The following is a 22,915-nucleotide window of genomic DNA, read 5'->3' on the forward strand; positions in this document are numbered from 1 at the left end:
TATTTAAAGCGGGGGCATCGATATCGTATCATTTGAGATATCGATTTTTGCCGAACGGGTGTCTACATTTTCATAAACTGTTTCTATCCCTTTTGCATAAGGAGTAGCATCGACAAATTTAGTCAATTTTTTCTGAAAAACAAGTTTTACATGCCCTGTCGGACCGTTTCTCTGTTTACCGATGATAATCTCAGCATCCTCTTCCTCTTTTTCTATATAAGTAGGAGTAAACTCTTTGCCCTCTGCTTTAGCCGCTTTTTCGCGCTCTTTTTCCTCTTTGTAAAGGTAAACATCATCACGGTAAACAAAAAGGATGATGTCCGCATCCTGTTCAATCGAACCGGATTCTCTTATATCGCTAAGCATCGGTCTTTTGTCGTTTCTTGATTCAAGTCCACGGTTAAGCTGAGAGAGTGCAACGATAGGCATATTTAGCTCACGGGCCAGCATCTTAAGTCCCCTAGACATCTCTGAGACTTGTAGGTGTCTATCTTGATTTCCGACACCGCTCATGATTTGCAGGTAGTCGATTACCGCTATTTCTATATCAGGGTGCTGATTTTTGAGTTTTCGCAGTTTTGAACGAAGTTGATTGATATTTATGCTTCCGTGATCGTCAACATAAAGTTTGGCACTGTTCATTTTGTCAATCGCACTATTTAGCGAGTTCCACTGATCATCATTCATATCTCCCACACGGAGCTTTTGAAGAGGGATGGAAGTTTGGATGGATAGAAGACGAAGCATTAGCTGTTCTGCCGGCATCTCAAGCGAGAAAAATGCTACACCTTTGCCTTTTGTGATGAGGTTGTTAACCGTGTTTAGTATAAAACTAGTTTTACCCATCGCCGGTCTTGCCGCAACGATAACAAGATCCCCTTTTCCAAAACCGGTCGTCATTTTGTTTAGTTCATGAAATCCTGTATCGACTCCGACTAAAACACTGTTTCCGCGAGCTTTCATCTCTTTGATGTACTCCATAGTGTCATATGTCATCTTCGGGGAGTCTTTAAAGTCGCTTGATTGGTTGTTTTGAGTTATTTCGTAAAGTTTTTTCTCAACGATATCTATAACATCCGCACCCGGCAGTTCTTCTTCAACCGTTACTCTTTTTATCTCGGTTGTAAGAGTTAAAAGATGGCGTTTTAGGGATTTGTCTCTTATCTCATCGACATATGCTTTTGTGTTTGAGATGGGATTTGCGGAGAGGATTTCAAGCATAACGCTCTCATCAAATTTTTTCATTTTGATAAGCTCTTTTTTTATAAACTCCTCATCAATCGGTTGGTCTTTTTGCAAAAGCAGAGTCATAACGCTAAAGATATCTTGATGGGCAGGAAGATAGAAATCATCTTTTCTTAGCTGCGAGCCAAGCTCATCAAATTGGCTTGGTTCAAAAACTATTGAGCTAAGTATTGAACGCTCAAAGGCTAAGTTATATAAATTTTCCTGCATTAGTCTATCTCTCTTGCCATCTTCTCTACTTCTTCTACAAATCTATCTACAAGCTCATCCTCATCAAGGTTTGCCACAACTTCGCCCTTTACCATAACAAGACCTTTACCTTTGCCGTACGCAATCGCCACATCGGCATGGGCAGCTTCTCCTATGGCATTTACGACACATCCCATAACCGAGACATTCAGAGGAGCTTTTATATGCGCGGTTCTCTCTTCTATTTCGCCGACTGCCTTAACCAAATCCGCTTCTATGCGTCCGCATGTAGGGCAGGAGATGATGTTTAGTCCGTCTTTTGCCACGCCGCTGTCTTTTAAAATCGCGCGTGCTACTTTTATCTCCTCTTCAAGCTCTCCGGTGATACTTACTCTCATAGTATCGCCGATACCGTCAAGCAAAAGCGCACCGAGTCCGATAGAGCTTTTAACCGTTGCGTGAAAAAGCGTTCCGGCTTCGGTGACTCCAAGATGAAAAGGGTAACTGTTTTTAGGACGAAGCATCCTGTATGCATTAACGGTTCTTTGAACATCACTGGCTTTTAGGGAGATTTTAATATCATCAAATCCCAAATCTTCAAGATACTTGATGTTGTATTCAGCTGAAGCCACCATCCCCTCTGAAGTTTGACCGTACTTGTTTAAAAACTCTTTTTCCAAACTCCCTGCATTTACGCCGATTCGAATAGGAATGCCTCTTGCGCTACAAGCTTTTACAACCTCTTTTACTCGCTCTTTTGAACCGATATTTCCCGGATTTATGCGTATGCAGTCCACAACTTCGGCTGCAATAAGTGCTAGACGATGGTTGAAGTGAATATCTGCAACTAGCGGAAGCGAAATCTGCTCTTTGATCGACTTTAACGCGAGTGCATCTTCCATCTGAGGAACTGCTACGCGAACGATGTCACACCCTGCAAAATGGAGTCTTTTTATCTGTTCAACGGTAGCTGCAACATCGGAAGTTTTTGAAAATGTCATAGACTGCACAGAAATAGGCGCATCACCGCCGACTGCTACATTACCGACAAATATTTGTTTAGTTGGGTATCTTTTTATCATAAGAGGATTTTAGCTTTTTTGGAATAAAAAGGCGCTTTAGCGATTCCGCATACCAAGAAGTAGTATACGGAAGTTAAGAAGGTATTAGAATTTAAAAGTAAGATTTGTATATACATATCTTCCCGGTTCGTTAAGGAGCATTGTGTTGGCTCCTGCGCTTAGAAGGATTAGATCTGCGTAAGTGTTTGATGCTGCATAAGTTTTATCAAATAGGTTGTTTATGCCTAGTGCAAAGTCAAAGTTTTTACTTACTTCATGTTTTACTTTCATGTTTAAAATTGCCCATGAGTCTAGTTTTTGCTCTCCGCTGTTTGAGTCATAGTCACTCCATTTGCCTGAAGCCTGCGCTTCTACGGTAGCGACCGAGTTGTGCATATACTCATAGTTAAGAGCCAGAGTTCCTCTTAGAGGTGCCATATCTGCCAAATCTTTATCGGCTCCTGCTGCAATATTATCTTTTTTACCTACTTTGTATGATGCTCCCATATCAACCGTAACTTTGTCAGTTGCATAAACGGATGCGCTTAACTCTGCTCCATAAATCGTTGCGTCGATGTTGTTAAATGTATTGGCAGTTTTATTGTAGTATATATAATTATCTAACATTGAGTAAAAAGTTTTTACTTTAAACTTCATAAGATTATTGTTTAGCTCATACCCTAAATCTACTTCTTTGTTTGTAGTTTGGTCTAAGTTTTGATTTCCTGCTTGAGGATTGATAATGTATAACTCTCTTGCATCCGGCACACGGCTGGCTTTACCGAAACCTAGAAAAATTTTGTTCTCTTTGTCTAAGTTGTATGTAGTTAAAATATTTGCATTTAATGCGTCATAATCTCTTGATCTTTTTGTTACATCATCAGGTGTAATCTCCGTGCTATCAAATCTTGAGCCGACTTCAACATTAAAATTGCCGAATGATTTTTCTAGCTTGGCAAAAACTGCTCTATTTTGGGTTTCCGTATGAGTAAGACTGACGGTAGAGGGAGCTTGAACAAATGTTGTTGCATTTGTCATATATCTCTCACCTCCCCATGTTCTTTTGCTTCCGTCAAGACCTACTAAGAGTTTATACCCCACAATATCAAAACTGTTTTTAAGTTTTGCACCCTGCATAGTTGTTTCTAGATGATTTGTTGAAAAATTCGCTGCACCGTTGTTTCTATATCTCGTATCCATCGGGTGGTCAACATCCGAGTAGTAGTACTGCATATTGATATTTTTGTATATATCGCTTATATCTTTTATATCATACTCAATGCTGTAGATATTTGAGTTGTCATACGCAGCATCCATTTGAGAGCTTGCATAGAGTACATCGTCACTTTTGTTTTTTGTTACACTTAGGCGAAGTTCTTGATTGTCCGCAGTAGTGACGAATGCTTTAGCCATAATACTTTTTTTCTCATAAGCGTTCATATTTTCATATTGGGTTTGATATCGGTTAGCAAGAGGAGCTTTTAGTTTTGTCTGCTCTGCCAATGTATGTCCGTCTCCGTCTCTGTACTGATCACTTGTTTCGCTAGAGCCGCTTACCAATACTCTAACAGTATCGTTTCCGCCGCTTAGTGTTGCACCGATTTTTGTGTAGTTCCAACTGCCAACGCCGAAAGTCATTTCACCGCTTAAATCTTTTGTAGGTTTTTTTGTAGTGATTTTAAGTCCGCCGCTCATAGTTCCGAAAGTCTCAACATCGTAAGGTCCTTCGATTACTTTTACTTCATCAATTTGACTTGCCAAAATGTGAGAAACCGGAGGATCCATTCTATTTACACATGCACCGCAAACTTTTGTCCCGTCAACTTCAACGGAGATATTGTCTCTTTTTTGACCTCTTATGTAGATATCGTTTGCAATTCCGCTACGGCGGTTCATATCAATACTTGGAACGCTTGAGCTAAGTGCTTGAGCCAAATCGGCAGATACTTGAGCATTTTTGCTTACTTCCGTGATTAGAGTCGATTCAACGCTTACTTCAGGTAATTTAACCTCGCTTGCACTTAAAACCGCAACCGTAACTAGCGATAACGGAATAATTTTCTTATATATCATATAATAATCCTTAATTTTTAAAATTAGTTGATTATATGAAAGAAATGTTACATATGTGTTAAGTCTATTTTTGAATGGGAGAAATAATATGATAAAATTCCGCCATGAGTAAAATAGAAAAGATAAAAAGAGTAATTTTAATAGTTTTAGGTTTAAGCCTTTCGGCTTATTTGATGTATAGCGGTTTCGCCCTCTTAAACCAAGAGAACTCCGCTGGCAAAGTTCATAGTGACGCAGTGAAGTGAGCCGTGTTGCTTTATAAGCGAGAAACAATCAATCCCTATAATATCTCGTAAAGGGAAAGTTTCTCTAAAAATACCAAGTGCCTCTTCGTCTTGTTTTACCCCGTAAGTAGGAACTAAAACAGCACCGTTTATAAATAAAAAATTTGCATAAGTAGCAGGCAGTCTTTCTTCCTCAAAGTAGCAAGCATCGCTCATCGGAAGTGCTATAAGTCTAAAGCCGTACTCTTTTGCAAAAGCTTTTAACTCATCTTCCATAAGTTTTAACTCTTTGTAATGCTCATCATTTTCATCTTCACATTTGACATACATTATGCTTTTTTCATCGATAAATCTAGCCAGAGTATCTACATGTGAGTCCGTATCGTCCCCTGCGAGATAACCGTGATTTAGATATAAGATTTTACTCATTCCAAACTCATCTTGAAGTTTTTTCGTCATCTCTTCTTTTGGCAGTGCCGCATTTCTGTTTTTGTTTAACATACACTCAGAAGTTGTAAGGATGGTGTCAATTCCGTTGCTCTCAACCGCACCGCCCTCTAAAATAAGATCAACTTTTACGACCTCTTTATCATAGCAACTCTTTATCGCACCGCTCATTGCATTGTCTTTTAAAGCCTCAAACTTGCCGCCCCAGCCCGTGAATGTAAAGTCAAGTAGTTTGATATTTTTATCATCTTCAACACATAAAACAGAGCAATCCCTTGCCCAAGTATCGTTTGTCTCATACTCAACAAAGTAGAGATTCTCGTTTTTTTCAAATCTTTTCTTTACACTCTCTACATCATCGCAAACAACCAAACACTTTTGGTATTTGATAATTGCATTAATGATATTTACAAATGTCTCTTGCGCCTCTTGCAGATAATTTACCCAGTCGCTTTTTTTATGTGGAAATATAATTTGCGTAAAACTCTGCTCCTCAAACTCTGCAATCAATCTTTTCATTTGGTATAATTCCTTATGGCTTATATAATTTTAAATAAAAACAATTTTTTTAGTAATCTCGACATTATTGCAAATCGTACCAAAAGCGTAGATAAAATCGCACTTGTTTTAAAAGATAATGCATACGGACACGGACTTTTAGAGATGGCATCTATGGCAAGCGAATATGGCGTAAAGAGAGCGGTCGTGCAAACTTCAAAAGAGGCAGACGCGATTGAGAGTTTTTTTGACTATATTCTAGTTTTAGCAGATATACCGCAAAAAGCAAATAGTAAAACAAGATATACGATAAACGACTTAACAAGTATAGATAAATTTCCCTCCGGCACAAAAGTAGAGCTAAAAGTCGATACTGGAATGCACCGCAACGGCATAGATATGAGTGAGCTTGAAGAGGCATTTTTACAAATCAAAAGAGCAGGGCTTGTTTTAGAAGCCGTTTTTACACATCACAGAAGCGCGGATGAGCTTACAAGCGAATGGTTTTGGCAAAAAGAGAATTTTAAAAAAGTAAAAGAGAGAGCAAAAGTGTTGGCAAATGAGTTTGATTTTGGCAAACTTAGATTTCACTCTTGTAACTCGGCTTCACTCTTTAGAGAGGGTGATTTTGATGAGGATATGGCAAGAGTTGGTATCGCGGCATACGGCTGCTTGGAACTTCCAAAATCATTTGATATGCAAAGCTTTAAACCTGTTTTATCGTTATTTGCAAAAAAAATATCTCAAAGAGAGCTAAAAAACGGTGCTAGAGTAGGATATGGCGGTGAGGGAGAAATTTTAAAAGATTGTGTTGTCAGCAATTATGATTTTGGCTACGGCGACGGTTTTTTAAGAGTTTACGCACAAGGCGGCTACAAAACGCCGCAAGGCATAGAGCTTGTTGGCAGAATCTCTATGGATAACAGTTCTTTTCTCAGCGAGGATGATGAAATTTTAGTTTTTGATGATGCCAGAGTTGCGGCGAAGTATGCCAAAACTATAAGTTATGAAGTTTTAACATCTCTAAAATCGGAGATAAAAAGAGAGATAGTTTAAAAAAACTATCTCCTATTTCTCATCGGATCTAGCTCTTCAACAATTCTATCAAGAACGGCAAAAAGTTTTGAACTCTCCTCTTCCATGGTCTCAAAATTGCCGATAATAGTTTTTTCGTTTTTAGGATTCATTGCAACCCCGTCTTCGACATACTTTATATTTTTTAGAGCGTTTTCATGTACTTTAGCGTGCGGCTCGTCTATAAATTTATAATTTTGCGTATGCCCGTAAGTCTCTTTTCCTGCACTAAGATACCACTTTCCAAGACGGCAGTTTCTATGGTCTGAAAAATTTGCATCTATTTTTTCTCCGACAACCGAAGCATAAGCGTTCGATTTAAAGAGAATATGGTCGATTTTAACAAGCACCATAAATAGCGAATCTCTTATATATTTTGAATAATCGGAAGAGTGTTTAGCGTTTGTATGAAAATCTTCGAGAGTATTTGCAAAGTCGTTAACGGCCTGTGTCGCTCCTTGAGCGATGTTTGACATTTCTCCTGAGTTGGTTTCTATCTCTCGCGTCTCTTGTTGAAGAGCAGATATAGTGATTGAAATCTCCTGTGTTGCTTTTTGCGTTCTCTCTGCTAATTTTCTTACTTCATCTGCAACAACGGCAAATCCTCTTCCATGTTCACCCGCTCTTGCTGCTTCGATGGCAGCATTAAGTGCAAGAAGATTTGTTTGTTCCGCAATATCTTTTATCAAGTCGGCAATGGTTGAAATTTCATTAGAGCGTTCAGTCAATCCGCCGATATTTTGATGAGTTGTGTCGATTTTTTCTATCAGTTGATGAAACTGACCCTTAACTTCATCCATAGAATCAATACTTTTACTTGCTTCATCTGCAGTATTTTGTGACATCATGGATATTTTGCTTATCTCTTCTGATTTACTGAGCAGATTATCTTGAATGACTTTTAGGCTATGAGCTATTCCGCCGCCCAAATCATGTAGTTTTTGAGTAAAATCCCCTCTTATTTGAAGCTTATGCCCTTTTTCGATATCTTTAACGGAATTATTGATAGTCTCGGCAGCCGAGGCTAGTGTAGGGTTTAAGCCTTCAGTTTTAGCATAGTAAGATGTGTTGAGGTCTGCTGCAGTATCGATGGCTTTCATCGTCTCTTGCATATAGTATCTTGCTTGAAAAAGCAGAGAGTTAAACTCTTCGCCCAGTTTTTTAATCTCGCCGTGTCCTATAACTGGAGCAAGAGAATCAAGATTTCCCGCCGATGCTTTTGTCATTGTAACGGTTACCTCTTCGATGGATTGTTTCACCACAAGAAGTTGAGAGCGCAAATATAGCGCCAACGCAATATGAACTACTATCATTGCAATAACGATAGCCGAAGAACCGAATAGAAAAATTTCTACAAAAAAACCTATAACAAAAAGTATAAGCTGCAGTAAGTTAGAAAGTGCGACATTTTGCAAAGTAGAAGAGTTCATAAACACCCCAAGTATTAAAATTTGTAATGTGATAATACTCTAAGGATAAAAGAAAGTCAATGATAATTTTTTAAAATTCTTCTATAAGCTCTTTACTAGGTTTTCCGATATAGTAACCTTGAACAAAATCGACCCCCATTTTCTCTAGTAATTCCAAAGAGTCTTTATCTTCTACATACTCGGCAATCGTTTTGAGCCCAAGGTTTGAAGCAAAGTTGATGATGGTTTTTACGATTACTCTTGAGTTTTCATCGGTTGTTATAAATTTAACAAGCGATGAATCAATCTTGATATAGTCGACATTTAGCTCAAATATATGTGAAAAGTTGGAGTAACCGCTTCCAAAGTCATCGATTGCAACTTTACAGCCATACTTTTTAACCTCTTTTATAAAGTTTTTTATCTCTTGGTAGTTTTCTATCTTGTCACTTTCTAAAATCTCGAAAACAACTCTTGTAGATTCTTTAAAGTTTTCCAATTTATTTAGTATAAACTTCATCGTCTCCGAATTTTGTATATCCAAGATGGAGAGATTGAGCGAAAATTCAAAATTTTTATCCTCAAAAAATGCAAACGACTTATTAACCATCGCCATCGTAATCTCAGGATACAGTTTGGATTTGATAGCGGTATCCAAAAATGCATAAGGTGCGATAACGGTACCGTCTTGCGTAACTATTCTGGCAAGAGACTCATACTTCTCTATCTTTTTAGATCTGATGTTGTATATAGGTTGAAAAAACGGCGCTATTTGGTTGAGCTTAATTGCATTTTTTAGAGTCAAAAGAGCATCTGCATTTTTGGCAATCTGCTCTTTTGCATTGAAAGAGTTTTCATAAACGACAATACTTTTTGCATGTTTTTTAGCAGTCTGAAGCGCGGTGTTTGCCTTAACAAGTATAGAAGCACTACCTGAGGCTATTCCGCAACTAAATGTAACAAGGATGGATTGTCCATCTATGCCGAATTTTATCTCGTTTATATTTTGTACAAGATTTTGTATGGTTTCTAAGAATTTTTCTTGAGTCATATCGGTGGTCGTAAAGATTGCAAACTCATCATTTGGCAGTTTGTAGACAAAATTGGTCTCTTTGCAAAATTTTTGCATCTCTTTTGATACTTGAATCAGGAGTTCATCTCCTATATCATAGCCGTAGAGATCGTTTACATCTTTAAATGAGTCTATATTTATAAGTGCCAAATGAGAAGAGTATATATTTTTGCTTTGTTCAATGTCGTCCATAAGTTTTAGTCTGTTTGGCAGATTTGTAAGAGTGTCGTTGAGCAGTGAGTTTTTTAACTCATCAGTTTTTTCTTTTACTTTTTCTTCAAGAGCAATATTTATTTTTTTAGACTCTCTGATAATGAAAGAGACGCCGAGAAAGAGAAGAATAAAAAGGATAAAATCATAAAAAACAGATCTTATGAAATTTCTGAAAAAATAGCTATCTAAATTTTCTGAAGGAATCTGTATGCTTATGATGCCTCTTATCTCTCCGAGTTTGTAGTCATACGCATTTTCATAACTGTTTTGTATATAAAGCGGAGCATCCTCTTTTTTGCCGTGACATTTTAAACACTTCTCTTCAACTCTTAAGACGCTTGCGTATTGATAAAGTTCGCTGTTTTCATTATTAAAATAGCTACTTTTATCTAAATTTTTTTTGAAAAACTGTATCGCTTTTAGCTCATTTTTATCTGCTTGATTTTTGCTGTTTCTTGCACGGTCAGATACGGTTTTTACGGTTATGTTTAGAGGATTGTTTTTTGAAAAATTCTCTGCTATGATGTGTGAGCTAAAAGCAGGAAGACCTTTGAGCGTCTTTTCATTTAGTTCTATCGTGCCGTCAAAGAAAAGTTTTTGGTAGTAGAGTCTATTTTCAATAGCGTAGCTATTTAGAACTTCCGCCTCTTTTTTGGCAAAATCGGCTTCTCTCTCTTTTACTTCAAAGTAGGTATATGTAATTTTAATAATACCGACAAATAAAAATACAAAAGGAATGATTCTTAAAATGTTGTTGTTAAAATTGTACATACATTAAACCGTCTTTTAAAATTTGCTACTTCTATATTGTATCTAAAAATACCCCCCCCCCGGTTGCAAAAAATGGTCTAAGAGTTTATTTTTATGATTGCATTTGGAAAAATAGTGCCATCAACTCCCAAAAGTGCCAACTCTTCTATATCATTCTCTTCTTCGATAAGGGCTAAAATTTTTGCGTCAAAAAGATAGTTTTCCGCTACATTTTGAGCAGTTTTGGCAAGCTCTTTTTCGACTACTATATATTTTGCACCAAAAGCCGAGGCGTATAACAGTTGAGTGATATTTTCAACATAGAGAGCAATCGGCATTGAGTTGAGAACAGTGTGACTTATGATATCTAAATTTTCTTCGCTAAATTCGATATAGAGAGTTGAAGATGGCGGAGTGTTTAGTATCGCCTCGATGCAGCAAATATGGTAAAAATTTTCATTCTCTATAAATCTATGTCCAAAAAATATCATTTTATCTTCTCCAAACACTCTTTAGAGCAGTAGTACTTCCCGTTGCTCAAAAGCACATCATCAAGTTCGCAGTAAATTTTACATGTAGAACACTCAACCATTTCGTTTGCTCTCTCTTTCTCTTTTTGTTTGTTGTCTTTACCCTCTTTTTGGGAGTTTAGTGCAGCTGCTCTACCTTTCATATAGATAAAATAGAGTAGTGCTATAACACCTACTACCAGTAAAATTTTTAGTATCATATATTTTCCCCGATAAGTAAATAGTGTCTATTTTGCGTTTTTATTATTTTGTATTTTAAATTATTTGGAACTTCATCATAAACTCTCTCTCCTTTGTAAAAAAGAAGTTTTGAGTTTTTATCGCGAAAGTTTTCGCTTAGTTTTAAAAGCATATCCGTCTCCGTAACGGCTCTTGAAGTTACAAGTTCGAAAATCTCATGCGGCATCTCTTCGACTTTTTTTTGTACCACTTTTACATTTGTTAGTTCCAAATCGGCTTTTATAAACTGTAAAAAACTGGCTCTTTTTGCCAAAGGCTCTACAAGAGTTACCTGTGTGTCAGGAAGTCCCATGGCTAAAATCAAACCGGGAAAACCTGCACCCGTACCGATGTCTAATAGGTTTTTACACTTTGGTAAAAAGGTGATGGGATATATGGAGTCGTAAATAAACTCATCAATAGTTTTCTCATCTTTCGCACCCGTTAAATTGTGAACTCTGTTCCAAGCAAAGAGATGTTCTTTGTACTTTTGGATGTTATAAAAAAAGTTCTCAGGTAACTCGGTGCCTAGTTCAAGCAGTGCGGTTTTTAAATTCAAAAATTTATCCTTTTATCTTATGTTACGCAATTTCTTAAAGCAGATGCCCCATGCTCTCTTTTTTTACATTGAGATAGGCTTGGTTATGCGGATTTGATTTCATAATAATGGGTACTCTTTGCACAATCTCAATATCGCTTAGCGAATCTATCTTTTTTGGGTTGTTTGTGAGAAGTTTGATTTTTTTGATACCGAAATGTTCAAGTATAAAAGGAACAATCTCGTAAGTTCTCTCATCGGCGTCAAACCCCAGCTGATGATTTGCTTCAATGGTATTTAGACCCTTGTCTTGCAGGGCGTAAGCGTTTATCTTGTTTAAAAGACCTATGTTTCTGCCCTCTTGTCTTAGATAAATTACCATACCGTTTCTTTTTGATGCAAGCTTTAGAGCATGTTCTAGCTGATCACCGCAATCACACTTTAAACTCCCCATGGCATCACCGGTTAAACACTCTGAGTGAACCCTTACGACGGGGATTTCATCTAAGGGTACTTTATATATAACAAGATGCTCTCTGCAACCCTCTTTAAAGACTTTGACCTTAAAATCACCAAATTTTGATGGTAAATTTGCTACTTCAGAAATCTCTATTTTCAATAAATTTGTCCTAACTTTAACTTTAAAAAGGTAAAATATTTTTTTAAAAATTATAGCTAAAAAGGTTTAATAATGTTTCAAAGATTTCGTAGAACTCGCTTAAATAGTCATCTTCGCGCATTAGTTCGTGAAACAAGCGTAAGTGTCAATGATTTTATCTATCCGCTTTTTGTCCGCTCCGGTGAGAAAATCAAAACAGAGATTGCATCTATGCCGGGCGTATTTCAGATGAGCATTGACGAAGTTTTAAAAGAGTGCGAAGAGCTAAAAAAACTTGGACTTTACGCGATTATACTCTTTGGAATTCCTGATGTAAAAGACTCTGTCGGCTCAGACTCATTATGCGAGCACGGCATCATCGCAAAAGCAATTAGAGCTATAAAAGAGGCTCATCCCGATATGTTTGTCGTAACGGATTTATGTTTTTGCGAATACACAGACCATGGACATTGCGGAATTATAGATACAAAAACTCAAAGCGTAAACAATGATGCAACACTTAAAATATCTGCTCAGCAGGCTATCGTTCATGCAAAAGCCGGAGCGGATATGATAGCACCTTCTGGCATGATGGACGGAATAATCCAAGCTTTAAGAGAAGCTCTTGATAGTGCAGGGTATGAGAATCTGCCGATAATGAGCTACTCGACAAAATTTGCTTCAGGATATTATGGACCGTTTCGCGATGTAGCGGAGTCTGCTCCATCTTTTGGAGACCGCGCATCGTATCAGATGGATCCGGCAAATAGAAGAGAAGCAATAGCTGAGAGTATTTCGGATGAACATCAAGGTGCTGATATATTAATGGTAAAACCGGCTCTTGCGTACTTAGATATAGTTCGTGAGATAAAAGATGCAACTTCTTTACCGATGGCTGTTTATAATGTGAGCGGCGAATATGCAATGATAAAATTTGCAGGAATGAACGGACTTATAGATTATGATAGAGTCGTGATGGAGACGATGATTAGCTTTAAGAGAGCGGGTGCGGATATTATCATCTCTTATCATGCAAAAGAAGTTGCAAAGATGTTACAAAAGTAATCTTTTATGATTATTGCAACCAAAGCGTAACCTTTTTAATAGTAAGATTAAAGAAAATTACTATAAACTTAATGCTTATTTGAAATTTTGGGGAAACTATTGAGACATTTTTTAACGCTAAAAGATTTTACAAAAGAAGAAATTTTAGAGATAATCGATATCGGGCTTGAGATTAAAAAAAATCTAAAGGCAGGCGTGTATAACTACGAGCTTAAAAATAAAACGCTTGCGATGATTTTTGAAAAAAGCTCAACTAGAACGCGTGTAAGTTTTGAAACCGGTATGTTTCAACTTGGCGGTCATGCACTCTTTTTATCTAATCGTGATATTCATTTGGGTCGCGGAGAGCCTGTAAAAGATACGGCTCGAGTAATCTCTAGTATGTGTGACATGGTAATGATAAGAACTTTTGAGCACTCTATGATAGAAGAGTTTGCCGCTTACTCAAAAGTTCCGGTTATAAACGGCTTAACAGACTCTTACCATCCTGTTCAACTCTTGGCTGATTATATGACTTTGGTTGAGTATGGAGTAGAGAAAAATATGGTTGCCGCGTATGTAGGTGACGGAAACAATATGACTCACTCGTGGATAATGCTTGCCGCAAAACTCGGCTTTGAACTTAGAGTTGCTACTCCAAAGGGTTATGAAGTAGATGCTAAGATACTCAAAGAAGCACTGGAAATTGCCAAAGAGAGCGGAGCGGTTATAAAAACTATGAATGACCCAAAAGAGGCTATAAAAGGTGCAACTGTCGTAACAACCGATACTTGGACTTCAATGGGGCAAGAAGATGAGAAAGAAGAGCGCATAAAAATCTTTAAAGGCTTTATGGTTGACGATGATATGATGTCATTAGCTCAAAACGGGGCTAGATTTTTACACTGTCTCCCTGCATACAGAGGTTTAGAAGTAAGCGAAGAGGTCTTTGAAAAACACTCCGAAATAGTTTTTGATGAAGCCGAAAACAGACTTCATGCTCAAAAAGGTTTGATGGTTTGGTTGGATAAGCGTAGAGGTTTATAATTAAATAAAGATTAGATTGCCGCGCTTCGCTCGAAATGACAAGGGCGGGCAATAGCAATGACCGTCATTGCGAGGAGAAAAGCGACTAAGCAATCTACAATTTAGTAACTTATCCCCGTAACGCTTCTGATTTTCTCAATAGTCGGCAGTGCGGCTTCTTTTGCTTTTTTAGCACCCGCTTGTAAAATTTCTCTTACTTCGTCTTGGTGTTTTTCGTAGTACTCTCTGTGCAGTCTAAAATCTCGAAAATATTCCCACATAACTTCTGCCAGATATACTTTAAAGTGACCGTGACCCTCGCCGCCCTTTTTGTATCGCTCTTGAAGTGCTATGAGATTTTCGCCTTCTAAAAAGAGTTTTGCCATGTTGTAAACATTGCAGGTTTCATACTCTTTTGGCTCTTCCATCGCTACATTTTCGGTTACGATTTTTTTGATAGTTTTTAACTGCGATTTCTCTTCTCCAAAGATATTTACTATATTTCCGTAGCTTTTTGACATTTTTTGCCCGTCAATTCCCGGAACAGTTGCGACTTCATCTTGAACTCTAAACTGCGGAATAGTTAAAATATCTCCATATTGGTTGTTGAACTTTATAGCGATATCTCTTGCAATCTCAACATGCTGAATCTGATCTTTTCCCACAGGAACGACCTCTGAGCCAAAAAGCAGAATATCTGCCGCCATCAAAACGGGATATGAGAAGAGCGAATGGTTTGTTGCAAACCCTTTGGCAGTTTTATCTTTGTAGCTGTGCGCGCGTTCTAGCAGTCCCATAGGCGTAAAAGATGACAAAACCCAATATAGCTCAAGTACCTCTTTTACATCCGACTGAACCCAAAACACCGATTTCTGCGGGTCAATACCGAGTGCTAAAAAGTCGGTTGCGCATTGCATTGTAAGTGTGCTAAGTCTTTTACCGTCACTTAGAGTTGTTTGTGCGTGGTAATTTGCTATAAAAGCAAAGGTTTGATTTTGTGCTTGAGCTTCTACCATCTGTTTTATCGAACCGAAATAGTTTCCGATATGTAAATCTCCCGATGGTTGAATACCGGTTAAAACTCTCATTATATAACTCCAAAAATTTGTAAATTTTAATTACGGCATTATACTTATTTTAACTTTATTTCGCTATGATTTATCGGTATATAGATGGCGGAATCGAGGTTATGTTTCCGACATCGTTATAAATGAAAATATAATTAAAGGATTTATTATGAATGTACAAGTTCATGCAAAAGATATAACACTTCACGCAAATACAAGAGCTCATATTGAAGCAGCAATTGAGAGTTTTAAAAAATATTCTTTAGATATTACGTCGGTGAATGTAAATTTAAAAACAGAAAAAAAAGGCGTATCGGTCGAGTTTGATATTCATGTAGCTCACGCACAGCCTGTTGTTATTAACCAAGTTGACGATAATTTGGACAGCGCTATTGATTTAGCTATTGATAGAGCTACAAAAGCTCTTCGTCGCCTGCACGATAAAGTTATTTCTCATCACGGTGCTTCTATAAAAGATATGGAAACAGTAGAAAACTAGTATGTACGGTTGGATTATATGGTTTCACATAATCTCTCTGGTTTCATGGTTCGCGGCACTCTTTTATATGCCGCGGCTTTTTGTTTATCATGCGGAAAATGCCGATAATGAAGGGTTTGTAAAAGTTGTAAAAATTATGGAAATGAAGATTTATAAGTATATAGGTCTTCCTGCTATGTGGGCAACTATTATCAGCGGTGTGGCTATGATATTTTTGTCCACTGAGCGTTATGGCGTAAATATTTTATCGACCGGCGGCTGGCTGCATGCAAAAATCTTTTTTGTGCTTCTTTTGATGGCTTACTTTTTTTCACTCGGGCATTTTAGAGAAAAACTTTTAAGGGATGAGTGTAAAAAGAGCGGTAAGTTTTTTAGAGCTTACAATGAAGTCCCGACAATTTTGCTTCTTATAATAGTCGCAATGGTTATTATAAAACCGTTTTGATTGAGGACATTTCTAATTAATTGAAGTCTCTGAGAGATTGCCGCGCTTGTCATTGCGAGCGAAGCGCGGCAATCTATATTTACGAAAAGAGTTTAAGTTACTTCTCTCCGCGTTTTTTAGCTTTAAATAAAACAGGTGTCCCCGTAAAATTAAAAGCTTCTCTTAATTTGTTAGTCAAGTATCTTCTGTATGTAAAGTGAAGACCTCTTGGTTTGTTCATAACAATAGCGATTTTCGGCGGTCTTGTTTCGTACTGCGTCGCATAGTATATTCTTATAACTTGTCCACGCATACTTGGCAACTGATGACGTCTAAGCGCTTTTTCCAAAACTTCATTTAGCTCGGAAGTTTTTATGCGTTGAGAGTAGTTTTCGTTTATCTCTAAAATCATGTCGTATAGTTTATCGACTCTTTTATGAGATTTTGCAGACAATGTGATGATAGGTGCATATGCTAAAAACTTAAATCTGTCTCGAACTTCTTCTATAATTTTGTCGTAATCTTCTCTATTTGCGATATCCCATTTGTTTAAAACGATGATACAAGCAAGTCTGTTGCTGTCAACCAAACCTGCAATTTTCTCGTCAAGATCCAAAAGAGGCTCACTTGCATCTAGTACGACTAATGCCATATTTGAGTTTTCAAGCATCTCTTTTGTTCGCATTAAAGCAAACTTCTCGATTCCTACAATCTTACCGCGTCGTCTAAGTCCTGCCGTATCGACAAAAGTAAGCTGCTTTCCTTTGTAATCAATGCTTTCGTCAATCGGGTCAATCGTAGTTCCAGCAACACTGCTTACCACTGAGCGTTCTTCGCCTAAAAGAGCGTTTAAGAGTGAACTTTTTCCGACATTTGTACGACCGATGATTGAGATTTTTATATGATTTATATCATTTTCGTCAAATTCTTTTATCTTGTCGTTTTGAGCAAAGATGGAATCATCTTCAAAATCTTCTTCTTCATCTTCATCAGGGTAGAAGAACCCGTCATCCTCTTCCTCTTCGTCATACTCGGCATCATCAAACTCAAACTCTTCTTCATCTTCTTGAATGACATTTACATCATCCTCTTCTTCGTTTTCATCTTTTATAATGTCGCAATCGGGAATTTTTTCATACATCCAGTCAAGCAGAGGGACTACGCTTCTGTTGTGAGCTACGGATATGCCGAAAATGGCATCCGTACCAAACTCGTAGAAATCCCAAAGATTGTCTTTCATCTTATCATTATCGATTTTATTGACAACAAGGGCTACATCTTTTCCCAAATTTTGGAGTTCGTAAAAAAGTTTTTTGTCCTCTTCTTCGGGAATGCTTTTGCCGTCTACCATATATAAAATGATGTCTGCTTTACGTGCGGCTTCAAGAGATTTTTCTTTTATTTTGTCAAAAAGTTCACAACCTTTATCAAGTCCGCCTGTATCTAAAAGAAGAGCTTGTTTGTTGATGATAGTGACATGTCGTCTTTTTACATCTCTTGTCGTTCCTGCTATATCAGATGTAATAGCATCTCTTTTTTTAACAAGTCTGTTAAAAAGTGAGCTTTTGCCCACATTTGGACGACCGATTATAGCGATTTTTTTCATATTTGTTACCTTAATTTTGTTAAACGGAATTATATCTAAATAATAGAGGGTATCTCTAAACGCTAATTTTTACTTAGCGTTATATACTCGTTTGGAGAGGGTGCCGCATAAGCGCTAAAGAAATAAGAGCTTAAACATTCGCTCTTTTGCTTAGTTTTATCACATCTTTTTATATAGCTGTTTACATTTTTTCCCGATACGACTTGAGAGTCTGCAAAGTTCATATTTATTTGGTCTATTCTATTTTTACCTTGAATATTGTGGATAAAATGAACGGTTCCGTCACTATCAATTTGTGTAACAATTCCGACATGCGTAATGTTAAGAGAACCGACTTTTCGCTTTGTCTTTTGAAGCGTGTCTTCAAAGAAGATTAAATCCCCTATTTTTGGAGTTGTCGATACAAGTTTATTATCCGTTTTCATGATATTAAAAATGGCTTTTGAGCGGTTTGTGTTATCAAAATATTTATATAGCTTCTCAGATTTATAGTAAATTTGACTATTCTCATGATTAACCAAATCCACAAGTCCGGAACAGTCATTACCATCTTTTTTATTTAGATATTTTAAAGCACTGGCAACGACTGTTTTGCGCGCGGCAGTATCCTCATCGATTTTAGGTTCTGTCTCTTCTTTCTTCTCTTCTACTTTCGGTTCATCGATAAGAATGACCTGTTTTTGCGCACATCCCGTAAAAATAGCGAGCACCAATGCGAAGCTAAATATAATCTTTTTCATCTATTCCTTTGTTGTTGCAGAGATGCTCTGTAACTACTCTCTATTGTGTCGGAAAATCTTTTTCAAGCTCTTCTAGTGCATTTTTTGCTTTAAACTGCTGCCATAGGGCTTCGTCATTTTTAAAACTTGTTCTGATGTTGCTTTTTATCTGTTCGTTTGCAGATTTTTGAGAGACGCTTACAAGCATATAAATTGCACCTGATGGGGCAGTCCACAAATCAACGGATTTAGAGCCGACTAAATCAACCTTTGCCACCTGTTTTGTTATGGTTTCTATGCTTTTATCGACTGTCTCACTCTTCGCAACTCCTGTTGTTCCCGTATATATAGTGATTTTATCTTTAACTTTTGATTGTATCTGCTGAGCTAAGTCCGACCTACCGTTTGCAAGAGCAACTCTTCGCATATGATCCATACCTGCCGCACTTTTTTCTGCAATGCCGAGTCCTGCATATGTGTCTCCGTACTCGGGAACACATGTCCATTTCGGAGCGGCAACATTCTCTTGTTTACAAGAAAAATTAATAGCTCTCTCTTCTTCTAACTTTGCATCTTTGCTGCATCCCGTGAGAAAAGCGAAAATTATCCCGACAGATAACACCGATGAAACTGTTTTAATCATTTTGATATTCCTATGGCAACTTAAATCTTAATGGTAATTATACAATTTTCTATAATTCTTGTGTATATAAATTTTATCAAAAAAAAAGTTATTTTTGAATTATTTATATTACTATTCCACTGTTTAAAAAGCCTGAATACAATTTAGAGTCTTGAACTCGTGACAGAAACAAGGCTAGTGGAATAACCTTTGACGGAATTTAGAGCTTTAAGCTCGTATAGAAAATAAAGGCTACACTATGAACAATTTACTTGGGATTGATATATCTAAGGATACTTTCGACTGTTGTACACTCATACAGAATGAGCCTTATTATCACAAATTTAACAACGATTTAGAGGGATTTAATAACCTTTTACAGCTTTACTATAGTTTTAAAATCAGTTCTCTTGGGTTTGAGAGTACGGGAAACTATCATAAAAAGTTAGAGAAATTTCTTTACGATAACGGTGTTAAACCTTACATATTAAAGCCTGCTTCAATATCTAATTTCCGAAAGTCATTGAATATTCACGGTAAAACAGATAAATCTGATAGCTATTCTATTGCTCGTTATTTAAAAGATGGCGATTTAACCGAATATTTATCTTATCCTACGCGCGAATTGTTTAAACCGATTTTATCGTCTTTGGTTCTCATTGATAAACAAATTAGACAAACTAAGAACTCTATTCACGCTATAGAGCTTTATCCTGAAACATCTGAAATATTAATAGATTTAAAAGACATTGTAAAATATTTAACCATCACAAAAGAGCGCATTGAGAAAAATGCTATATCTCTTTTATATTCAACTTGTCCCGAAGCAAAGAAGATAAAAAAAGATATTGCAGGTGTTGGAGATAAGTTGTTGATATATCTTATACCTCATATTTATGACCACTTCGACAAATTCACTCTCAATCAAATTAATGCATTTTTTGGATTAAATCCTATCTCATATCAGAGCGGTACTTCTGTTCTTAAAAAAGATAGAATTTCTAAACACGGCGATACTCAAATTCTAAAGCTTCTTTATATGTCTGCTGTTCCCGCTGTAAGAAGCAACGAAATATTAAAGAAAAAATACCTAAAACTTAAAGCAAACGGCAAACCGTCAAAAGTCGCTTTAGTTGCCGTTATGTCTCATCTTCTTAGAGCAATAGTTATAAAGCTTTCACATTACACAAAAAGAGGATTAAAAAATGAAAAAAACAGATTTAAAGCTATATAAAGCATTTTTATATCTTATGCGTAATGGGGAGAAAATAAATGTTTCTAGCCTCGCCCGTGTTGCGTGCGTTGATAGGGCTACTGTTTATTACAGATTAAAAGATTAACTATGTTGATATCTCTATAAATAAATATAGAGATATGAGCATAGCTCAAATAAAAAAAAATGGAGTTACAAAATGGGTAAAGTAGAAAACGATGTGGACTTCGACGCAAAGCCGTTGACAATTGCAGATGTGCAAGAACAAACGCGCATTTATATGGAGCGTATGACTACGAACAAGGTTCTTCTGGCGGGTTCAGTTAGAGGCAAGAGAGCAACCGAACCGAAACTAAAATACAAACGCGGTGCCGATGGTAAATATACCGATGAAGTTGTCGTCGATGAGAACGGCGTGCCTCAATATTGGGGTTCAAAATATTATGTAGTTTTGGCATTTGAGGGTGGCGAAATTGATTTGCTTGTAGATGAAAAGTGGTATGACGCATTAAATATAGGTAATCGTGTATTGTTCGAGGGTGCAAAAGGCACTAAGTTCGGTAATGTGCAAGATATATATCATTCTTACATTATTCTTTAGTAGTGCCGTATGCGTTTTAGTAATGATTTAAAGTCGTTTATTGACGGTGATTGTTTAGTACCGTTTTATGTTCGCGATTGTCATTACTATATAAAGCACAAAATTCAAGATGATTATTTTGAACACGAATTCAAAATATACTATAAAAATTGCAATCGTTACTTTATCGGTATTAAGTCTAGTAATTTGGTTCGACAAATTACAGCTCAGGATTATAACATTGTTTTAGAAGATAAAAGAAGAGCCGAAGAGAGAACAAATGCGTTTTTGAATTCGGCTCAAAAGGTTAAAGAGCGTTTACAGTTAACGCTCTTTTAAATTGTTCCCCCACTGGTTTAACAAGGGGGGTTAAAAAGCCAAAATTTGCCAAAGGGTTTATTAAATGGTCGAAACGATATCTCAACATGTTGACACTTTAAAGTTTCATTACTACACTTCACACGATTTAAGTGATGATGGATTTCATAATTACATAAAGTTTGTTGACAAAATGCTCTCTTTAAAAAAAGAGGCTCAAACTGCTAGAAATGATTATGAGGATACAAAAGGTATTAATGCCGACATAGGTATTCATAAATTTAATGTTATGAGTTCATCTATAAGCGGATTTAGTGTTGTTATTTTAAATAATGATGTATCTATCGCATTTAAAAAGCCCAAAAGCATAATTTCGGCTAGTCCTATTATTAAAGTTGAGTTTAGAGCGGAATTTCTAGCACGAAAAGGCTATAAGAAAGCTATTGAGATAATAAACAGTTTTATAGGTTCTCATATTTTAGAGTCTTATAAAATAAAAATATCTGAAATACATTTAGCAAGTGATATACAAGGCTATAACTTTTCACATTTAGATTTTTTTAGGATAAAAAGTCGTGCAAGAATAGCTCAAACACACGAAGAGGATGTTGACTTTTCTAAGGCTTGTGCATATGGTTCTTTAACAAGTTTTACGGGTTTTACATTCGGAGGCGGTAACTATCACTTGCGAGTTTACAATAAAACTGTAGAAATTAAAAAGAAAAAAGAAAAGGGTTTTGCAAAAGTCTTGTTATGGGATGGCAAATCAAACTATGACGAAAATAAGACTGTTTGGCGTATTGAAATACAGATAAGAAGAGAGAAACTAAAAAGTATGATAGATAGTAATCTTCATAGCTTGGATGATTATCAAACTATTCTAAACAACATACCGTCATTATGGGCAAAAGCTTTAACAGATTTTCGTTTTATGGACTTAGACGATATGGCGGTTTTTGATGTCTTAAGAGGCAAACGAACTCTAAAAAATGGCACTGATAAGTTTTTAACTAAAAATGCTGTAAACAAGATATTTCAAAGAGCAGAGATTTTTAAATTCTGGCTTGATTTAAAAGTATGGAACTCGCATATGTATAAAGATATTTATACAGCTTTTCAAATGCCAAAAGGCGGCTCTATTGATTATGTGTCAAATAGCATTAAGAGTTTATTTAGCACTATGGCAAAGCATTACGGCTCTATCTCAAAAGATACATTTATAAAAGCGTTTGAAGATAGTAACCGTAAAAATGTAGACGATAAAGGTTTTTCCATCATAGAGGGTTCAATCGTTAAATGCTTAGATTGGTTTGAAAAAATAGAGTATTGTGAAAGCCACGGCATTTGTAATGTTCCTGATTATAAAGTGCTTGAACACGATATCTATAATACGCTTTTAGATGTTTCCGATAGCTTCTACCGAATAGAACTAAGCAAAGATTTAGAAGATAAATTACTAGAAAGGGTTTCGTAATGTGTATTTACACTGTTGATTTAGATAAATGTTTGATTTTAGAACATAGTTTTGATGTTGTAGAAAATGAGGGCTTATTTTTAGCTCAGTTAGATGATATGTTTAAAGATGGTTATTTTTTAACTCCTCAAGAGGCTTTAGCTTCTCTTTTGGAATACATATCCACTCTTTTTGATTGAGAGT

At 36.5% G+C, this 22,915-nt stretch carries 24 protein-coding genes; 10 read left to right on the plus strand and 14 right to left on the minus strand.

The window, feature by feature from the left end; translation table 11 throughout:
- Window positions 1-3: 3 nt before the first annotated feature.
- The 4 genes from PHQ93_RS06035 to PHQ93_RS06050 form a co-directional block, all read right to left on the minus strand.
- Window positions 4-1,455 carry a replicative DNA helicase gene (locus tag PHQ93_RS06035; protein WP_299942141.1) on the minus strand — a complete coding sequence of 484 codons (1,452 nt, stop codon included), beginning with the start codon at window positions 1,453-1,455 and terminating at the stop codon, window positions 4-6.
- Window positions 1,455-2,516: a flavodoxin-dependent (E)-4-hydroxy-3-methylbut-2-enyl-diphosphate synthase gene (gene ispG, locus PHQ93_RS06040; protein WP_299942143.1), complete on the minus strand. Its 1,062-nt coding sequence runs from the start codon at window positions 2,514-2,516 to the stop codon at window positions 1,455-1,457. Before ispG ends, PHQ93_RS06035 begins: the two co-directional genes overlap by 1 nt.
- 84 nt (window positions 2,517-2,600) lie before the next feature.
- Complete coding sequence (locus tag PHQ93_RS06045; RefSeq protein ID WP_299942144.1) at window positions 2,601-4,568, minus strand: TonB-dependent receptor; 1,968 nt, start codon at window positions 4,566-4,568, stop codon at window positions 2,601-2,603.
- 194 nt (window positions 4,569-4,762) lie between these two features.
- A complete protein-coding gene (locus PHQ93_RS06050; protein ID WP_299942146.1) occupies window positions 4,763-5,758 on the minus strand; it encodes an agmatine deiminase family protein in 996 nt (331 codons plus the stop codon).
- Between the two features lie 15 nt (window positions 5,759-5,773).
- Between PHQ93_RS06050 and PHQ93_RS06055 the strand changes: the two genes are divergently transcribed.
- Entirely contained in the window at window positions 5,774-6,793 is a 1,020-nt protein-coding gene (locus PHQ93_RS06055; protein ID WP_299942148.1) for an alanine racemase, read from the plus strand.
- Between the two features lie 5 nt (window positions 6,794-6,798).
- On the opposite strand, the gene PHQ93_RS06060 is transcribed toward PHQ93_RS06055, so the two are convergent.
- The 6 genes from PHQ93_RS06060 to ribA form a co-directional block, all read right to left on the minus strand.
- Window positions 6,799-8,241, minus strand: a complete 1,443-nt coding sequence (locus PHQ93_RS06060; protein WP_299942150.1) for a methyl-accepting chemotaxis protein — start codon at window positions 8,239-8,241, stop codon at window positions 6,799-6,801.
- A 70-nt stretch (window positions 8,242-8,311) separates the two neighbouring features.
- The gene (locus PHQ93_RS06065; protein WP_299942152.1) at window positions 8,312-10,276 is read right to left on the minus strand and encodes an EAL domain-containing protein; all 1,965 of its coding nucleotides are present in this window, start codon (window positions 10,274-10,276) and stop codon (window positions 8,312-8,314) included.
- Window positions 10,277-10,353: 77 nt separating this feature from the next.
- Window positions 10,354-10,746 (minus strand): hypothetical protein, encoded by a 393-nt coding sequence (locus tag PHQ93_RS06070; RefSeq protein WP_299942154.1) that lies wholly within the window; start codon window positions 10,744-10,746, stop codon window positions 10,354-10,356.
- Window positions 10,743-10,985 carry a PP0621 family protein gene (locus tag PHQ93_RS06075; protein ID WP_299942156.1) on the minus strand — a complete coding sequence of 81 codons (243 nt, stop codon included), beginning with the start codon at window positions 10,983-10,985 and terminating at the stop codon, window positions 10,743-10,745. The genes PHQ93_RS06070 and PHQ93_RS06075 overlap by 4 nt, the downstream gene beginning before the upstream one ends.
- The gene (gene rsmG, locus PHQ93_RS06080; protein ID WP_299942158.1) at window positions 10,982-11,563 is read right to left on the minus strand and encodes a 16S rRNA (guanine(527)-N(7))-methyltransferase RsmG; all 582 of its coding nucleotides are present in this window, start codon (window positions 11,561-11,563) and stop codon (window positions 10,982-10,984) included. The genes PHQ93_RS06075 and rsmG overlap by 4 nt, the downstream gene beginning before the upstream one ends.
- A gap of 34 nt (window positions 11,564-11,597) precedes the next feature.
- Window positions 11,598-12,161: a GTP cyclohydrolase II gene (ribA, locus tag PHQ93_RS06085; protein WP_299942159.1), complete on the minus strand. Its 564-nt coding sequence runs from the start codon at window positions 12,159-12,161 to the stop codon at window positions 11,598-11,600.
- 72 nt (window positions 12,162-12,233) lie between these two features.
- On the opposite strand from ribA, the gene hemB reads away from it, so the two are divergent.
- Entirely contained in the window at window positions 12,234-13,205 is a 972-nt protein-coding gene (gene hemB / locus PHQ93_RS06090; protein WP_299942162.1) for a porphobilinogen synthase, read from the plus strand.
- A 99-nt stretch (window positions 13,206-13,304) separates the two neighbouring features.
- Window positions 13,305-14,231, plus strand: coding sequence for an ornithine carbamoyltransferase (gene argF, locus PHQ93_RS06095; protein WP_299942164.1), 927 nt, complete (start codon window positions 13,305-13,307; stop codon window positions 14,229-14,231).
- A gap of 101 nt (window positions 14,232-14,332) precedes the next feature.
- Here argF and trpS read toward each other — a convergent pair whose 3' ends face one another.
- The gene (gene trpS / locus PHQ93_RS06100) at window positions 14,333-15,298 is read right to left on the minus strand and encodes a tryptophan--tRNA ligase (RefSeq protein ID WP_299942166.1); all 966 of its coding nucleotides are present in this window, start codon (window positions 15,296-15,298) and stop codon (window positions 14,333-14,335) included.
- 148 nt (window positions 15,299-15,446) lie between these two features.
- Here trpS and raiA point away from each other — a divergent pair, with 148 nt between their 5' ends.
- Together raiA and hemJ are read left to right on the plus strand one after the other, a co-directional pair.
- On the plus strand, window positions 15,447-15,776 hold the full coding sequence (raiA, locus tag PHQ93_RS06105; RefSeq protein WP_299942168.1) for a ribosome-associated translation inhibitor RaiA: 330 nt from the start codon (window positions 15,447-15,449) through the stop codon (window positions 15,774-15,776).
- Window position 15,777: 1 nt separating this feature from the next.
- A complete protein-coding gene (gene hemJ, locus PHQ93_RS06110; RefSeq protein ID WP_299942170.1) occupies window positions 15,778-16,221 on the plus strand; it encodes a protoporphyrinogen oxidase HemJ in 444 nt (147 codons plus the stop codon).
- Between the two features lie 97 nt (window positions 16,222-16,318).
- Here hemJ and der read toward each other — a convergent pair whose 3' ends face one another.
- The 3 genes from der to PHQ93_RS06125 all read right to left on the minus strand — a co-directional run bounded on the left by der (window position 16,319) and on the right by PHQ93_RS06125 (window position 19,168).
- Window positions 16,319-17,806: a ribosome biogenesis GTPase Der gene (gene der, locus PHQ93_RS06115; RefSeq protein ID WP_299942172.1), complete on the minus strand. Its 1,488-nt coding sequence runs from the start codon at window positions 17,804-17,806 to the stop codon at window positions 16,319-16,321.
- A gap of 62 nt (window positions 17,807-17,868) precedes the next feature.
- On the minus strand, window positions 17,869-18,546 hold the full coding sequence (locus PHQ93_RS06120) for a CHAP domain-containing protein (protein ID WP_299942174.1): 678 nt from the start codon (window positions 18,544-18,546) through the stop codon (window positions 17,869-17,871).
- Window positions 18,547-18,586: 40 nt separating this feature from the next.
- Window positions 18,587-19,168: an LPP20 family lipoprotein gene (locus PHQ93_RS06125; RefSeq protein ID WP_299942176.1), complete on the minus strand. Its 582-nt coding sequence runs from the start codon at window positions 19,166-19,168 to the stop codon at window positions 18,587-18,589.
- 238 nt (window positions 19,169-19,406) lie between these two features.
- Between PHQ93_RS06125 and PHQ93_RS06130 the strand changes: the two genes are divergently transcribed.
- The 5 genes from PHQ93_RS06130 to PHQ93_RS06150 all read left to right on the plus strand — a co-directional run bounded on the left by PHQ93_RS06130 (window position 19,407) and on the right by PHQ93_RS06150 (window position 22,911).
- A complete protein-coding gene (locus PHQ93_RS06130) occupies window positions 19,407-20,381 on the plus strand; it encodes a transposase (protein ID WP_299942178.1) in 975 nt (324 codons plus the stop codon).
- A 178-nt stretch (window positions 20,382-20,559) separates the two neighbouring features.
- A complete protein-coding gene (locus PHQ93_RS06135; protein ID WP_299942180.1) occupies window positions 20,560-20,961 on the plus strand; it encodes a hypothetical protein in 402 nt (133 codons plus the stop codon).
- 9 nt (window positions 20,962-20,970) lie between these two features.
- Window positions 20,971-21,279, plus strand: a complete 309-nt coding sequence (locus PHQ93_RS06140) for a hypothetical protein (protein ID WP_299942182.1) — start codon at window positions 20,971-20,973, stop codon at window positions 21,277-21,279.
- Between the two features lie 64 nt (window positions 21,280-21,343).
- Window positions 21,344-22,732, plus strand: a complete 1,389-nt coding sequence (locus PHQ93_RS06145; protein ID WP_299942184.1) for a hypothetical protein — start codon at window positions 21,344-21,346, stop codon at window positions 22,730-22,732.
- Window positions 22,732-22,911 (plus strand): hypothetical protein, encoded by a 180-nt coding sequence (locus PHQ93_RS06150; protein ID WP_299942186.1) that lies wholly within the window; start codon window positions 22,732-22,734, stop codon window positions 22,909-22,911. Before PHQ93_RS06145 ends, PHQ93_RS06150 begins: the two co-directional genes overlap by 1 nt.
- The last annotated feature ends 4 nt before the right edge of the window (window positions 22,912-22,915 follow it).

Source organism: Sulfurimonas sp., from assembly GCF_028714975.1.
In the GTDB taxonomy this organism is placed as follows: Bacteria; Campylobacterota; Campylobacteria; order Campylobacterales; family Sulfurimonadaceae; genus Sulfurimonas.